Source organism: Paenibacillus sp. FSL L8-0708, from assembly GCF_038009325.1.
Lineage (GTDB): Bacteria > Bacillota > Bacilli > Paenibacillales > Paenibacillaceae > Paenibacillus_AQ > Paenibacillus_AQ odorifer.
This window is the reverse complement of sequence record NZ_JBBPBC010000001.1, coordinates 4,158,417-4,171,724: the sequence shown is the minus strand read 5'-3', so window position 1 is coordinate 4,171,724 and position 13,308 is coordinate 4,158,417. Positions and strand designations below refer to the sequence as shown.

Sequence of the window (13,308 nt, the reverse complement as noted above, 5' to 3'; positions counted from 1 at the left end):
TAAATGCAACCAATTATTGACCAAGCTCAACCGTATATTACTGCCGTTGCATTGGCTATTGTTGGTGTAGTGGCTACTGTGATTTTGCGAGCAGTAGCGTTGCTACAACAGAAGGCAAATTCATGGTTTGACGCAAAGCTATCTGTATCTCAGCGGGAACTGTTGCATAAAATTGCCTCAGAGGGTTTTGCCTTTGCTCAGACCGTTTACAAGGATCTGGGTGGAGAAGAGAAGCTACAGCAGGCGCTTCTCTATTCTTCAGATCAATTGGCAGCCAAAGGGATAAAGGTATCCACTGAGGAAATCCGCGCAGCAGTTGAGGATGCTTACCTGAAGTACAAAGCGACGGTGTTAACCAAGCAATAATTCATATGCCCACTGGCTTCGGCTGGTGGGCATTTTTTATTTGAATAATATTACAAATATGTTGTATAGTTAACTCTATCAAAAGAAAAGAGGGTCAATTGTTGAAAGTATACCTACCTGAAAAGATGAACAGAGCTACGATGTACAATTTCATTAACGAAATTATCGATGATGACAGACAACCGAAGGCTGATTCATTTGAGTTTATGTTCAATACCTTGAAGTTTATTGAACCTGTTGGTGTGACCGTTCTTAGTAATATAACCGAGTGGTTGATCGACAAAGGAATAGATCTGGAATATACATATCCCAAAATAAACTATTTTGAAAAAATTAACTCAATGTGTTATTTGGATGACTCCCTTTATTTCGAAAGATACTTGAATGAAAAAATAAGACCCAACGCTGAACCGCGTCCAACAACGATTCCCCTAACTTTGGTGACGATAAATGAGAGTTACCAATGGTTTCAGAAAGTGATATTCTGGATGTCCGGGAAATTGGGCATTACCACTGAATCCCTTGCTGATTATAAAATGTGTTTTCAAGAAATTTTCAACAACATTAATGATCATTCTACGGAGCACATTGGCTGTGCTTTTATTCAGCATTACCCCAAAGAAAATAAAATATGCATTGCAATTTCTGATTTTGGTGTAGGAATACCATACAACTTACAAAAACTTCATCCATCATTGAATGACGCACAAGCAATAAAAGAAGCAGTGAAACAAGGAATTTCAACAAAAAGTACACCGAGAAATAGAGGGGCCGGGTTAGATACATTAATACATAATGTTGTACTGAATAACATGGGCAGTGTTTACATACACTCTAACTATGGTATATTAGAGTGTAAATACAAAAACGAAGGTATTCAGATGAGTAGCCGATTAAAGCGAGTGTTTTATCCGGGAACACTCATCGAAATTAACTTGCGAACAGATACAATTGAGAATATCTTGAATGACAGGGAGGATTTCGCATGGGACTAATTAAAGTTCTTGATCATGTAGCTCATTGCTACACGAATGCTGACGGAGACAAAATCAGACATCTGATCACCGACGAAATTCAGAAAAACAACAAAGTTGCACTTTCATTTGATGGAGTTGATAGCGTTTCGTCATCGTTTCTGAACTCAGCATTAATTGATCTTCTTGATGTCTACAATTTTGAACAAATCAAAAGAAACATTATTTTTGTGGATTCATCTAAGGCCATAAATGATGCAATCAAACGCCGATTTACTTTTGAAGTAAATGAAAAAAAAAAGCCCCTTGGGGTTTAGAATGATTTCCATAATTTGATTTCAGAACATTGCCATACAGGCAATGTTCTTTTTGTTTCCGAATACATGAATCATTCTTTCGTTTCTCCTTCAATCCGTAATCTGATGACTCGTGAAATACTCTCCACCTCAATTAAAGGAACCCACACTGGTCCGTCAATTGAATTAATCTTTATTCTCTCTGGATCTACTGACACCTCCGCAGTTCCCTTTATCTTTTCCCCATTCATGAGCCATACTACAATCATTTCCTCTCTAACAGCCGCAACCTTCAAACTTTGCTTTAGTTTTTTGTCCATAACCACACCCCGGTATTTTTTATCATTATAAATTAATATTTGATTAGAAGCGATATATACATTCTTTCCCATTGATTAACGAACGCATGTTTGGTTATAATACAAACAAACGTTCTTATTTATGGAGGCGATCACATGAAAATATGCATCGGCCAGACGGTAGAAATCGTATATGAGGATAAATCCGGCAAAATCACGCAGCGTAAAATTGAGGTTCTTGGTATCCGTGATGGCAGGATTCGAGCCACTTGCCTTTCAACATGTGCCCCCAGAGTCTTCTTAGTCTCCAATATCCTTGCTTGGCAACCTGTACAGGATCAGCGTTATGCTTAGCGATACTGCCCGTAAGCTACTGATGATCATGCGACATTCGTCAGTACATCACGGCTATATGCCGACAATGGAACAGCTAGAGACTAAGAGCGGACGGACTTCAGACAAAATAAGGGCAGGTCTTCAAGAGTTAGCCGATGAGTCTTACATTCAGTGGCAAAGTGGAAAGCAACCAGAAACCGCCTTAGTATTGGAAGGATGGGAGCGCATAAAGGATCAGCCAGCAGCGATATCATGGGGGATAGATGGAAGTAATATAGATTATTGGACAGATTATTAGGAGGGTAGACATCATGGTGAAAAAACTAGAAAGCATTTGGGACTGTAGCAGAATGATGCTACCTGAGCACAAAATACGCATCATCAGTGATGAAAGAGCACAGAGCCTGCGCAGTAAGCCAGTACTCGATGCGCAAGAGTGGGAACTGATTGATCATTTGTTTACTTATTCCAAGAGATACAATGAGCAGATAACAATAACTCTGTTTGAGCCAGGGCAGGATATTAATGTAAGAGGTGTTGTGTTAGCTGTTGATCGACAACTGCGACAGATCAAGTTCAAAATGGAGAATGATTATAATTGGATTAAGATCGACAATGTAATTCGGGTTACTACATAATTAAAACCCCATCAGCGATTATGCTGACGGGGTTTCTTCGTCTTCTATGTATTCAATGAGTTCTCCGGTGCTGACCTTTAGGTGCTTACAGAGCTTCTCCAGCGTTTCAAAATCCACACGCTTGGACGTATTATGGTATAGCCCCGATACAGTGTTAATGGCTAACCCCGCCTCCCTCGCAGTTCCTCGAATCCCTTTATTCTGCCGGTCCATGATGTCCTTGACGTTATTCTTGATCACGGACAAGCCTCCTTTTTCCAAAAGTATACATCACATAAATAAATGTATCAATATCCTCATGTTCGTATCATCTTTCTGATACACTGGCATATGATGTATTAGAAAGATGATACAGGAGAGTGATTCATATGTTATCGGTACATTTACGCTTGGCAGAGATCTTTCATATTAATATGACCGGACCTCTCACACTCGAAGAAGCCAAGGAGCTGCAGTACTGCTTACGGGAGAACGCTAGGTATTGTTGGGACTGTCTGATGATCGATAATCAATCCAGACTGGCGAGCGCTACGAATGATCATGAGTGGCAATTGGATCTTCAACGTAAGCTGGAGGTGCTCCGGTTGACGGGACGGGTTCCAAAGAATTAACATATATATAGAAGAAACACGTTTATAACAAAAAATCACTCGATAAAATCACGGGAAAATCACATAATCTCTTTTCGTTAGTTTGTACCTATTTCTACTATTAAGAGGTATGTGTCCATGAGCAGTAAAAATAGATCATATTTTTACACTGGTTTTGACCTGTTTTTATGGGCTATGTAATAATATAATAAAGTATATATTCAAAAACGTGATTCTAGACTGGAGATGAAACCATTGGGAAATTGATACTGAAAGGAACAAACGGCAAGCTTTTTGCCAATACTCTGAAAAAACGAAGGAGGTGGGCCTATCCATCCATGTACGGAAAATGGTGGATAGGAGTATAAATTGAGCGACCCTTTACCCGGTATATTACATGTTGGTCTTATTATTTTGTTGGTATTGTTAAACGGATTTTTTGTTTCAGTCGAATATGCAATGGTGAAAGTACGAAGTGGTAGAATTGATACCCTGATTGAAGAAGGTAGTAAAAAAGCTTTTAATGCAAAAAGCATTGTCAGCAACCTGGATGGCTATCTCTCAGCCTGTCAGCTCGGCATTACATTGGCTTCGCTTGCATTAGGGTGGCTGGGTCAACCAGCTATAGCTAATCTTATCGGGCCTTTATTAGGAAGCATAGGTTTAGGAGAAACTGCTGTTAATGTTGTATCTTTGGTTATTGCTCTTATGTTCATTACTATCTTGCATATCGTATTAGGTGAGCTTGCACCTAAGACCATTGCTGTTAACAAGGCTGAATCTGTCCTTTTACTAACAGCAGGACCGATGAATGTATTTTACAAAATCATGTATCCAGTGATATGGATCGTTAATGGGCTGGCGCGTGGTTTACTGCAAATTTTCCGATTAGCCCCGGCTTCAGAGCTGGGAACGGCGCATACGGAAGAAGAAATTCGTATTATCATGCAGGAAAGTAACAAAAGCGGCTTTATAGATAATACTGAAATGGCGTTAGTTGACAATATTTTTGAATTTGTGGATACCATGGCTCGGGAGATCATGATTCCGCGGACAGAGATGATCTGTCTGAATAATCATGTTTCTGCTGAGGAGAACCTTGAGATTGCCTATGATGGCATGAGGACACGTTATCCCGTCTGTGACGGTGATAAGGATCATATTTTAGGCTTCATCCATATAAAGGACTTAATTAAGGATCGTCCACAAAGTTATCAGAAATTAATTCGTCCAATATTGACCGTGCCGGAATCCATTCAGATTAGCGCTTTGCTGAAAGTTATGCAGCGTGCGAAGACACAAATCGCCATATTGATCGATGAGTATGGGGGTACTTCAGGAATGGTGACACTGGAAGATATCATGGAGGAAATTGTTGGAGAAATTCAGGATGAATTTGATGAGGAACGTCCCGGTGTTGAGAAGCTTGGCGAGGATGAACACTCCATTGACGGTTTGATGCTTATTGAAGAGATTAATGATCTTTTAGGTCTTCATATGGAGACTGAGGATTACGATACGATAGGCGGCTGGCTGTATTCTAAATTGGAGGTTAATCCACCTCAAAAAGGGCAATCCGTAGAATTTGATGATCATCTATTTATTGTAGAAGAGACTGAGAATAAGCGAATTTCTCGAATTAAGCTATTGCGGTTACAGTTATTGAATGAAGAAGCTGGAGCTTAATGGAATTATATATTTTTAAAATAAGAGCAGCGTTTCTCCTTTTGGAGTCACGCTGTTTTTTTTGACCATACTGTTTGCCAAAAAGAGATTAATAATTATATAATTTTAAATGTATATGATAAAAACTACATTAGTCCCTAGAGGACAGAAAGGAATTCTCCTTGAGTAAACCTAAAAAAAGTCCAAATGTTCCCCAGTTGAGCAAACAAGAGAAACGACGGGTAGAACAGGAGCAACAGAAGCAGAAAACGAGAATTTTAGTTATTAGTTCAATAGCTGTAGTAGTTATCATTTTTGTTGGATTGTTTATGTTAGCTTCGAAAGATGCAGCAAAGAATGTCTCTACAGGAGAACCGGTAGAATTCAATTACAGTGAGCTACCTAGGATTGGTAATGAGGATGCACCTGTTAAGCTTGTTGAATTTGGTGATTTCAAATGTCCAGCTTGTTCCCAATTTGCTGGCTCCATGAAACCGAAAATTGTTCAAGATTTTGTCAACGAGGGAAAAGCAGCTCTTTACTTTGTAAATATGGCTTTCGTTGGTCCTGACTCTGAGACAGCTTCACTAGCTGCATTGTCTGTATACCATCAGAATAAGGATGAATTCTGGAAGTTCTATGATGCTGTGTATGCGCAGCAAGGGGATGAGAGCGTGGAATGGGCCACTGAGGATTTCTTGGTAAGCCTTGCTGAAAAAGATAAATTAGCGATCGATTACGATCTGTTGCGTAAAGACATCCAAGAGAAAACTTATGCAGATGAGCTGAAGAAAGACATTCAGTTGGCAACTGACGCAGGCGTGACAACTACGCCTTCGCTCTACATTAATGGAGTGAAAACGGCTGAACCTTTCGATATTGAAGCGATTACATCTGAAATTAACACCGCCGCAAAAGCAGTGGAGGCAAAGTGACAAAATTCCTATCTTTTTGCAAGCGTAACTGCCTCTATCTGGCCTGGTTCGTCTCTTTGGTTGCTGTAGCTGGTAGCTTGTATTTAAGTGAAGTCTTGAAGTATGAACCTTGTAAGCTTTGCTGGTTTCAGCGGATTTTTATGTATCCGCAGTTATTTTTGTTGGGAATTGCCACTTTCCGTGGAGATAAGCGCATCATTCCTTATGTGCTTCCATTAAGTTTGATTGGTGGCAGTATCTCAATCTATCATTATGCGGAACAGAAGATTCCAGCGTTAAGTAAAGTTCTACCTTGTACAGTTGGTGTTCCTTGTAATAAAGATTACTTGAACTACTTCGGATTTATAACGATTCCTTTGTTAGCTTTAATAGCGTTTGCTCTAATAAGTCTCCTTCTTTGGTATGGACGTAGGGAAGAAGAAGTGATTGAAGTAGATGCTGAGGAGAGCTTAGGATTTTAGTTTTTACTTTGGAAGTTACAAAAAAGCTGAAAAGGTATTAAAATCACGGGCTAGAGGGATAATTGAAGATAATGAAAGAGAGCATCCAATAAGACGCTATATTTGAGCTTATTGGATGTTTTTTCATTCTTTTTTCATTTTTTTCAACGCTTTACTGTAGGCACTTTGTAGACTAATATTAGACCTTGTGAGAAGTTGAATATGCGCTGAATTTTCTTAGGAAAAACGGGGGAACCAAACTTGGCATTCATGCCAATGGGGTGAATCGGAACCGGGTCGAACAGATCTCTACCGTAGGGCTATAACCACAGCCCGAATCCGCCAGCTAACCTCGTAAGCAAGGTGGGAAAATGACCATGCATAAGCATGCGGATCATTTCCGTATGCTTATTTTTGTGTCTGCATTTATGAAATCCACCGATGAAAACAGCGCACGGAAATTCCGTTTCAGCTCCCAAAGAAAGGAACTGTATCCACCATGGTAAGCAAGGTAAAACGACTATTGATCGGACGTCCGATGAAGTCGAATGAACTCGATCATGAAAAGTTATCCAAGGTTAAAGCACTGGCTGTTCTGTCTTCTGATGCGCTCTCGTCTGTAGCCTACGGAACGGAACAAATTCTGATTGTACTAGTGGCTGCCGGGTTTACTGCCATCTGGTATTCCCTGCCAATTGCATTAGCCGTATTGGGCCTGCTGGCCATCCTGATTTTATCCTATCGGCAGACGATTTTTGCTTATCCGCAAGGAGGCGGAGCTTATATCGTAGCCAAGAGTAATCTTGGTATTCCGACAGGGCTGCTCGCTGGGGGTTCATTATTGGTGGATTACATTCTTACCGTAGCGGTTAGTGCCTCGGCAGGGACGGATGCGATCACATCGGCTTTTCCAAGTCTTCATAATCATACTGTTCTCATCGCTGTATCTGTTATCGTTTTATTAACAATCATTAATCTTCGCGGAGTGACTGAATCGGCTTCATTTATCGCAATTCCAGTGTATTTGTTTGTGGTTTCGATTGTTGTTCTGATTATCTCCGGTATCGTTAAATATGCAATGGGTGGCGCGCATGCGAATGTTCCTGAAATAGGCAGCGCCGTATCTAATGTAAGTTTGTTTCTACTATTAAAAGCGTTTAGCTCTGGTTGTTCAGCCCTAACGGGGGTTGAGGCCGTATCTAATGCGATCCCAAACTTTAAAGCACCGGCTGAGAAGAATGCAGCCAAGACGCTAATGATCATGGGACTTATCCTTGGCTTTATGTTTACCGGAATCACTGTGCTGGCGTATTGGTATGGTATTGTGCCAGATGAAAAGGCTACGGTTGTCTCTCAGATCGCTGAATCGACCTTTGGCCGTGGCGGATTGTACTTTTTCATTCAAGGGATTACAGCAGTGATTTTGTTCTTGGCAGCTAATACAGCATATTCAGCGTTTCCGCTGCTCGCCTTTATGTTTGCAAAAGATAAATATCTGCCACATGCATTTATGGTCCGTGGTGACCGCCTGGGTTTCTCAAACGGCATTATTTTTCTAGGAGTTATGTCTATCATACTTGTGACTGCATTCCATGGGAATACGGAAGGTTTGATTCCACTATATGCGGTTGGCGTGTTCATTCCTTTTACCTTATCCCAACTGGGGATGATGGTGCATTGGATCAAAACAAGACCCGCTGGATGGGTGAAAAGATTTGTAGTAAATACCATCGGTATGCTGACTACATTGACGATTACGCTTATATTTATCATTACTAAATTCTCGAGCGTATGGATGGCATTCATTTTCTTACCTGCTGTAATGTTCGTGTTCCACCGTATTCATAAGCATTATTTGAACACTGCGGATCAACTGCGTATATGTCCGGCTACGGATAAACCTGTAATTAAAGGAAGTACTGTAGTTGTTCCTGTTGCAGGGGTTACACGTGCTGTATTACATTCCATCAGCTATGCGAAGTCTCTAACAGATAATGTTGTTGCTGTGTATGTAGGCTTTGATGAAGAAGACATTCATAAGATGGAGCAACGGTGGGAGGAATGGAATCCAGGTGTACGCCTGATTGTACTTCGTTCCAGATATCGTAGTATCATTCGTCCGTTAGTGAAGTTTATCGATACGGTAGAGTGGAAGACCGCTGCGACGGATCACATCACGATTCTGATTCCACAGTTTATTACCAAACATTGGTGGCAAGCCGTGCTTCATAATCAGACCAGCTTTTTAATCCGCTCGTATCTAATGAATCAAAAAGACGTTGTAGTAGCGACTGTCCCGTATCATTTAAATAAATAAGTAGAAGATTAAAGATGAGGTTATATCCGGAACGTTCGGAATATAACCTCTTTTGTATTTTATATGAAGGAAATTGTTGCAAATCCACAGAATTTGAAATTTATATGTTGACACAGAGAATGAGAATCAATATCATTTAAAAGTGAAGCAGAGGTAAAGGTCACCTTTGAATATCAAAGCAGTTACATATAGGAGGGTTTTTAATGTTTTGGCTTAACAGAAAAAGATCAGGAAGCATGAAAGTGACGATGAGCGGACTAATAGTGATGACGCTAATACTTTCCGCTTGTGGTAATAATAATGCTGAAAGCTCATCAAATGCAGGAACAGCGCCTACAACAGCGCCTACAGCAGAATCTACAGAGGCACCTGCTGCACCTAAGACGTTAACAGATGCAATGGGTCATAAAGTAACGATTCCGGCTAATCCACAACGCGTTCTGGGTTCATATTTAGAAGACTCTTTGGTAACTCTGGGTGTAACTCCAGTAGCTCAATGGTCAGTTACAAATGGCGTTCAGGATTATCTGGCCACTGAATTGAAGGATGTTCCTACAATTAGTTACGACCTTCCGTTAGAGGCTGTAACCAGCTTTGCTCCGGATCTTATTATCATCCCATCGGAGTCTTCTGTTCAGAACGGGATTTACGATCAGTTGATTAAGATTGCACCCACTTATGTAATTGGGGATGAACTAAATCAAGATTGGCGCAAATCGTTGCTCAAGATGGGTGAGATTTTGAACAAAACCCCTGAAGCAGAAAAAGCCATTAAAGATTATGATGTTAAAGCAGCGGCTGCGAAAGAACAGCTTGCAGGAGCTATTGGACAAGAGTCCGCGGCTATTTTATGGTTGGTGCAAAAAAACTTCTATATTGTAGACGAAACCCGCAGCAGTGGAGCTGTATTATATACAGACCTTGGCGTAACGCTGCCTAACTTAGTAACAGAGATCCCAGTAGGAACAAGAGCAACTTGGAATCCGATCTCACTAGAGAAGCTTTCTGAGCTGACCGCAGATCATATTTTCCTTGTAAATAGTGATAAGACTGAGGGTTCGGAGATCCTAGATAGTGCAATCTGGAAGGGCATCCCAGCTGTAAAAGCTGGAAATGTGCATGAAATGAGCTCAACAAGCAGTTGGCTTTACAGTGGGGCGAACGCTGGCAGCAAAATCATTGACGATGTGCTAAAAAGTCTTGTGAAATAAAAGTCGTAATTCACCATGAATGAGACTGATCATTTCGGTGGGGAAGGGCGTGCAGATCAAGTATCTCGGGATACAAAGATCTGCACCATTTTTTTATAAACCAATCCCATAGTACGGAAAAATCGTTCCTGCAATTGTACAACATAAATATTTTTGCGATAATGAGAATGATTGTTGTTATCATATAAACCATTGTAACTATTGAATAAGGAGACGACTCATGGTTTCACCCTCAGATTTCGCAAATCGTATTAAAAATGAACCCAAAAAAGCTCTACATACCCGACCGGCAGCTGCCATTGGTATTCTTATTTTTGGACTTGCTGCCATTGCCTTCGGATTGGCACTTTCGGTCTCAGTGGGTGCGGCAGATATCAAGTTAGCTACGGTATGGGAAGCTATATTTCATTTCAATCCAGATTTACAAAAACATCAGGTGATTAGAGAACTGCGATTTCCACGTGCTATTGCTGGCGCCTTAGTCGGTGCTTGCTTCGCAGTAGCAGGGGCTATCATGCAGGGGATGACAAGAAACCCGCTTGCGGATTCAGGGCTGTTAGGCTTGAATGCAGGAGCAGGGGTAGCGCTGGCCATAGTATTTGCTTTTGCACCCTCACTCTCATTCACTTCACTAATGTTGTATTGCTTTATCGGTGCCGCTGTGGCCTCTTTTATCGTATTCGGAATCGGTTCGCTTTCTTTTAATGGCCTGACCCCCTTGCGATTGACATTAGCAGGTTCGGCAGTTAGTGCTTTATTGGTTGCTATTAGTCAGGGAGTAGCTATTCTTTTCAACTTATCTCAGGACATAGCCTTCTGGTTAGCTGGTGGGATGGGTGGAGCTAGCTGGACTCAGATCAAGATTATATTCCCTTGGGTGGCCGTAGCCTTAATTGCAGCGATGATGTTATCACGATCCGTCACATTGCTCAGCTTAGGAAGAGAAGTTGCGGTTGGCCTGGGGCAGCGGACAAGGTTAGTTCAATTGGCATGTATGATTGTTGTGGTTATCTTAGCTGGAAGTGCGGTTTCAACGGTTGGCCCGATTGCTTTTATAGGACTAATTATTCCACATGTTACACGTTATTTCGTTGGAGTGGACTACCGCTGGATTATCCCTTGCTCGGCAGTTCTAGGGAGCTTATTGATTATCTTTGCAGATATTGCCGCAAGAATGATAAATGCACCGTATGAGACACCGCTAGGAGCCTTAATTGCCATCATCGGCGTACCGTTCTTTATTTATTTAGCGAGTAAGCGGAAGGGGGAGCTGTAATGCCCAAATTAACCCTTACTCCAGATGAAAAAGAACGCCGCACACGCGCCCTAACGGTGTTATCACTCCTTGCTATACTGATCGTCGTTGTGTTTATAGTCAGTATGAATACAGGGTTTATGCGTCTATCCCCACTAGAGGTATTACATACACTCATGGGTGATGGAACACATCAGCAAAAGCTTATTTTATTTGATTTCAGATTACCCCGCATCGTAATTTCATTGTTAGTTGGAGCGGGCTTTGCAGTATCGGGCTGTATTCTACAAAGTCTCGCACGTAATGCACTCGCTGAACCGGCTACGCTGGGCATAAGTGCTGGTGCAGGTTTTGCGGTAATCATTTTTATCTCGTTTTTTCCGGCTACAACAGCAGCTCCGGTATTTGTCTTGCCTCTCCTAGCACTTGGTGGGGCTGGCCTGACCGCAGCTTTAATCTATATTCTTGCCTACCGGAAGGCAGATGGTCTGTCTCCTACAAGGCTGATCCTTATCGGGATTGCGGTCGCTGCAGGAATCAATGCTTGCCAGCTTGTATTGGCACTTAGGCTTGATCCTAATAATTATCAATTTGTAGCTACTTGGATCGCCGGGAAAATATGGGGTGGGGATTGGAGATTCGTCCTTGCTTTGCTGCCTTGGATCGCGATTCTGTTACCGTTCGCCTTCTATAAAGCCCGGGTTCTAAATGTATTGAATCTAGGGGACCATACTTCATTAGGTCTAGGAATGCGTGTGGAGAAGGAACGTATTCTCCTTCTGGTAACAGCCGTAGCGCTTGCCGGCTCCTGCGTCGCGGTAAGCGGAGGTATTGGCTTCGTCGGCCTGATAGCACCACACCTGGCTCGCAGGCTGGTGGGACCCCGTCATCAGGTGTTATTACCTGCTAGTGCTTTGACAGGGGCGCTTCTTATGATTACCGCTGATACCATTGGTAGATGGGTATTGCAACCTGCCGAAGTTCCTACTGGCATTGTGGTTGCGATTATTGGCGCACCTTACTTTTTATATTTACTCGCCAAGTCGAAAGCGTAAATTAGTTCATACTTAGGAGCTTAGCTCCATAAAACTTTTAAGGGAGTTGTAGATCATGTCAGAACGTTTGAATACAGAAGAATTAAGTATTGGGTATGCTGAGGCTACTATAGTTAAGGGATTGAACTTGTCTATCCCTACGGGGAAAATCACCGCACTAGTGGGCGCTAACGGCTCCGGTAAATCTACAATCCTCAAAACGATGGCCCGGATTATGAAGCCGAAGAGTGGCACCGTAATGCTGGACGGCAAATCGATCCATAACTTTTCAACTAAAGAGGTTGCTCGTCAGCTGGCGATTCTACCGCAGAACCCAACAGCTCCTGACGGTCTGACGGTATCTGAGCTGGTTAGCTACGGTCGTTTCCCTCATCAAAAGGGATTTGGCACGATGACCGCAGAGGATCGCAACATCATCTCCAACGCCATCTCTGTTACGGGCATGGAATCTTTTCATGATCGCCCTATTGACCGTCTCTCTGGTGGACAACGTCAACGCGCTTGGATCGCTATGGCGTTGGCTCAAGAAACAGATATTTTATTCCTTGACGAGCCTACAACGTTCCTAGATATGGCGCATCAGCTCGAAGTTCTTCAACTTTTGCAAAAGCTGAATGAGGAAGAAGGCCGTACCATTATCATGGTCGTGCATGATTTGAATCATGCTACTCGTTATGCGCAGCATATGGTAGCGATTAAGTCCGGTACTGTGGTTAGCGAAGGCTCACCTACTGAGGTTATGACACCAGATGTATTGCGGGAAGTGTTTGGAATTGAAGCGGATATCGTTCCGGATCCACGTACGGGTGTGCCACTGTGTCTTCCTTACGAGCTTGCTGCCTATAAAGCTGTGTAATTATCATCTAAAATCATACAACGAACAGGCTCCCGTCATTGACAAGGGAGCCTGTTCGTTGTTACAGTTGTGGTT

At 42.1% G+C, this 13,308-nt stretch carries 17 protein-coding genes and 1 riboswitch; of the genes, 15 read left to right on the top strand and 2 right to left on the bottom strand.

Going from position 1 to position 13,308, the window contains the following annotated elements:
* Nucleotides 1–3 precede the first annotated feature (3 nt).
* The 3 genes from NYE58_RS19695 to NYE58_RS19685 all read left to right on the top strand — a co-directional run bounded on the left by NYE58_RS19695 (nucleotide 4) and on the right by NYE58_RS19685 (nucleotide 1,657).
* Nucleotides 4–366, top strand: coding sequence for a phage holin, LLH family (locus tag NYE58_RS19695; RefSeq protein WP_341002794.1), 363 nt, complete (start codon nucleotides 4–6; stop codon nucleotides 364–366).
* A gap of 101 nt (nucleotides 367–467) precedes the next feature.
* A complete protein-coding gene (locus NYE58_RS19690; protein ID WP_076201058.1) occupies nucleotides 468–1,361 on the top strand; it encodes a hypothetical protein in 894 nt (297 codons plus the stop codon).
* Nucleotides 1,352–1,657 carry an STAS-like domain-containing protein gene (locus tag NYE58_RS19685; RefSeq protein WP_076201060.1) on the top strand — a complete coding sequence of 102 codons (306 nt, stop codon included), beginning with the start codon at nucleotides 1,352–1,354 and terminating at the stop codon, nucleotides 1,655–1,657. Before NYE58_RS19690 ends, NYE58_RS19685 begins: the two co-directional genes overlap by 10 nt.
* A 71-nt stretch (nucleotides 1,658–1,728) precedes the next feature.
* Here the strand turns inward: NYE58_RS19685 and NYE58_RS19680 are convergent, their stop codons facing one another.
* Complete coding sequence (locus tag NYE58_RS19680) at nucleotides 1,729–1,956, bottom strand: hypothetical protein (protein ID WP_340398129.1); 228 nt, start codon at nucleotides 1,954–1,956, stop codon at nucleotides 1,729–1,731.
* A gap of 135 nt (nucleotides 1,957–2,091) precedes the next feature.
* On the opposite strand from NYE58_RS19680, the gene NYE58_RS19675 reads away from it, so the two are divergent.
* Genes NYE58_RS19675 through NYE58_RS19665 form a run of 3 tightly spaced genes read left to right on the top strand, consistent with a single transcriptional unit; the run spans nucleotide 2,092 to nucleotide 2,909 of the window.
* Nucleotides 2,092–2,289: a hypothetical protein gene (locus NYE58_RS19675; protein WP_341002790.1), complete on the top strand. Its 198-nt coding sequence runs from the start codon at nucleotides 2,092–2,094 to the stop codon at nucleotides 2,287–2,289.
* Nucleotides 2,282–2,569 (top strand): helix-turn-helix domain-containing protein, encoded by a 288-nt coding sequence (locus NYE58_RS19670; RefSeq protein WP_076143581.1) that lies wholly within the window; start codon nucleotides 2,282–2,284, stop codon nucleotides 2,567–2,569. Before NYE58_RS19675 ends, NYE58_RS19670 begins: the two co-directional genes overlap by 8 nt.
* A 13-nt stretch (nucleotides 2,570–2,582) precedes the next feature.
* Nucleotides 2,583–2,909, top strand: a complete 327-nt coding sequence (locus NYE58_RS19665) for a YolD-like family protein (RefSeq protein WP_076143583.1) — start codon at nucleotides 2,583–2,585, stop codon at nucleotides 2,907–2,909.
* A gap of 18 nt (nucleotides 2,910–2,927) precedes the next feature.
* On the opposite strand, the gene NYE58_RS19660 is transcribed toward NYE58_RS19665, so the two are convergent.
* Nucleotides 2,928–3,149 (bottom strand): helix-turn-helix domain-containing protein, encoded by a 222-nt coding sequence (locus NYE58_RS19660; protein WP_341002785.1) that lies wholly within the window; start codon nucleotides 3,147–3,149, stop codon nucleotides 2,928–2,930.
* A gap of 128 nt (nucleotides 3,150–3,277) precedes the next feature.
* Between NYE58_RS19660 and NYE58_RS19655 the strand changes: the two genes are divergently transcribed.
* From NYE58_RS19655 to NYE58_RS19615, 9 genes are all read left to right on the top strand, one after another.
* Nucleotides 3,278–3,520, top strand: coding sequence for a DUF7667 family protein (locus NYE58_RS19655; protein ID WP_341002783.1), 243 nt, complete (start codon nucleotides 3,278–3,280; stop codon nucleotides 3,518–3,520).
* Between the two features lie 348 nt (nucleotides 3,521–3,868).
* Complete coding sequence (locus NYE58_RS19650; protein ID WP_036687555.1) at nucleotides 3,869–5,185, top strand: hemolysin family protein; 1,317 nt, start codon at nucleotides 3,869–3,871, stop codon at nucleotides 5,183–5,185.
* A gap of 197 nt (nucleotides 5,186–5,382) precedes the next feature.
* On the top strand, nucleotides 5,383–6,099 hold the full coding sequence (locus NYE58_RS19645) for a DsbA family protein (protein ID WP_076217766.1): 717 nt from the start codon (nucleotides 5,383–5,385) through the stop codon (nucleotides 6,097–6,099).
* Nucleotides 6,096–6,560, top strand: coding sequence for a disulfide oxidoreductase (locus tag NYE58_RS19640; RefSeq protein ID WP_076126701.1), 465 nt, complete (start codon nucleotides 6,096–6,098; stop codon nucleotides 6,558–6,560). Before NYE58_RS19645 ends, NYE58_RS19640 begins: the two co-directional genes overlap by 4 nt.
* A 194-nt stretch (nucleotides 6,561–6,754) precedes the next feature.
* A riboswitch (cyclic di-AMP (ydaO/yuaA leader) is annotated at nucleotides 6,755–6,914 on the top strand.
* 124 nt (nucleotides 6,915–7,038) lie between these two features.
* Entirely contained in the window at nucleotides 7,039–8,856 is a 1,818-nt protein-coding gene (locus tag NYE58_RS19635) for an APC family permease (RefSeq protein WP_076126699.1), read from the top strand.
* A 203-nt stretch (nucleotides 8,857–9,059) separates the two neighbouring features.
* Nucleotides 9,060–10,067, top strand: coding sequence for an iron-hydroxamate ABC transporter substrate-binding protein (locus tag NYE58_RS19630; protein ID WP_341002780.1), 1,008 nt, complete (start codon nucleotides 9,060–9,062; stop codon nucleotides 10,065–10,067).
* Between the two features lie 220 nt (nucleotides 10,068–10,287).
* The gene (locus NYE58_RS19625) at nucleotides 10,288–11,343 is read left to right on the top strand and encodes a FecCD family ABC transporter permease (protein ID WP_076217749.1); all 1,056 of its coding nucleotides are present in this window, start codon (nucleotides 10,288–10,290) and stop codon (nucleotides 11,341–11,343) included.
* Complete coding sequence (locus NYE58_RS19620; protein WP_076126695.1) at nucleotides 11,343–12,377, top strand: FecCD family ABC transporter permease; 1,035 nt, start codon at nucleotides 11,343–11,345, stop codon at nucleotides 12,375–12,377. The genes NYE58_RS19625 and NYE58_RS19620 overlap by 1 nt, the downstream gene beginning before the upstream one ends.
* A gap of 55 nt (nucleotides 12,378–12,432) precedes the next feature.
* Nucleotides 12,433–13,233 carry an ABC transporter ATP-binding protein gene (locus NYE58_RS19615; protein ID WP_036687549.1) on the top strand — a complete coding sequence of 267 codons (801 nt, stop codon included), beginning with the start codon at nucleotides 12,433–12,435 and terminating at the stop codon, nucleotides 13,231–13,233.
* Nucleotides 13,234–13,308: the final 75 nt, after the last annotated feature.

What these genes read in the sequence shown, in the direction of transcription:
- NYE58_RS19675 (WP_341002790.1), top strand. Translation starts at nt 2,092, where the DNA reads ATGAAAATATGCATCGGCCAGACGGTAGAAATCGTATATGAGGATAAA.
- NYE58_RS19685 (WP_076201060.1), top strand. Translation starts at nt 1,352, where the DNA reads ATGGGACTAATTAAAGTTCTTGATCATGTAGCTCATTGCTACACGAAT.
- NYE58_RS19665 (WP_076143583.1), top strand. Translation starts at nt 2,583, where the DNA reads ATGGTGAAAAAACTAGAAAGCATTTGGGACTGTAGCAGAATGATGCTA.
- NYE58_RS19695 (WP_341002794.1), top strand. Translation starts at nt 4, where the DNA reads ATGCAACCAATTATTGACCAAGCTCAACCGTATATTACTGCCGTTGCA.
- NYE58_RS19620 (WP_076126695.1), top strand. Translation starts at nt 11,343, where the DNA reads ATGCCCAAATTAACCCTTACTCCAGATGAAAAAGAACGCCGCACACGC.
- NYE58_RS19625 (WP_076217749.1), top strand. Translation starts at nt 10,288, where the DNA reads ATGGTTTCACCCTCAGATTTCGCAAATCGTATTAAAAATGAACCCAAA.
- NYE58_RS19655 (WP_341002783.1), top strand. Translation starts at nt 3,278, where the DNA reads ATGTTATCGGTACATTTACGCTTGGCAGAGATCTTTCATATTAATATG.
- NYE58_RS19630 (WP_341002780.1), top strand. Translation starts at nt 9,060, where the DNA reads ATGTTTTGGCTTAACAGAAAAAGATCAGGAAGCATGAAAGTGACGATG.
- NYE58_RS19635 (WP_076126699.1), top strand. Translation starts at nt 7,039, where the DNA reads ATGGTAAGCAAGGTAAAACGACTATTGATCGGACGTCCGATGAAGTCG.
- NYE58_RS19670 (WP_076143581.1), top strand. Translation starts at nt 2,282, where the DNA reads ATGCTTAGCGATACTGCCCGTAAGCTACTGATGATCATGCGACATTCG.
- NYE58_RS19680 (WP_340398129.1), bottom strand. Translation starts at nt 1,956, where the DNA reads ATGGACAAAAAACTAAAGCAAAGTTTGAAGGTTGCGGCTGTTAGAGAG.
- NYE58_RS19615 (WP_036687549.1), top strand. Translation starts at nt 12,433, where the DNA reads ATGTCAGAACGTTTGAATACAGAAGAATTAAGTATTGGGTATGCTGAG.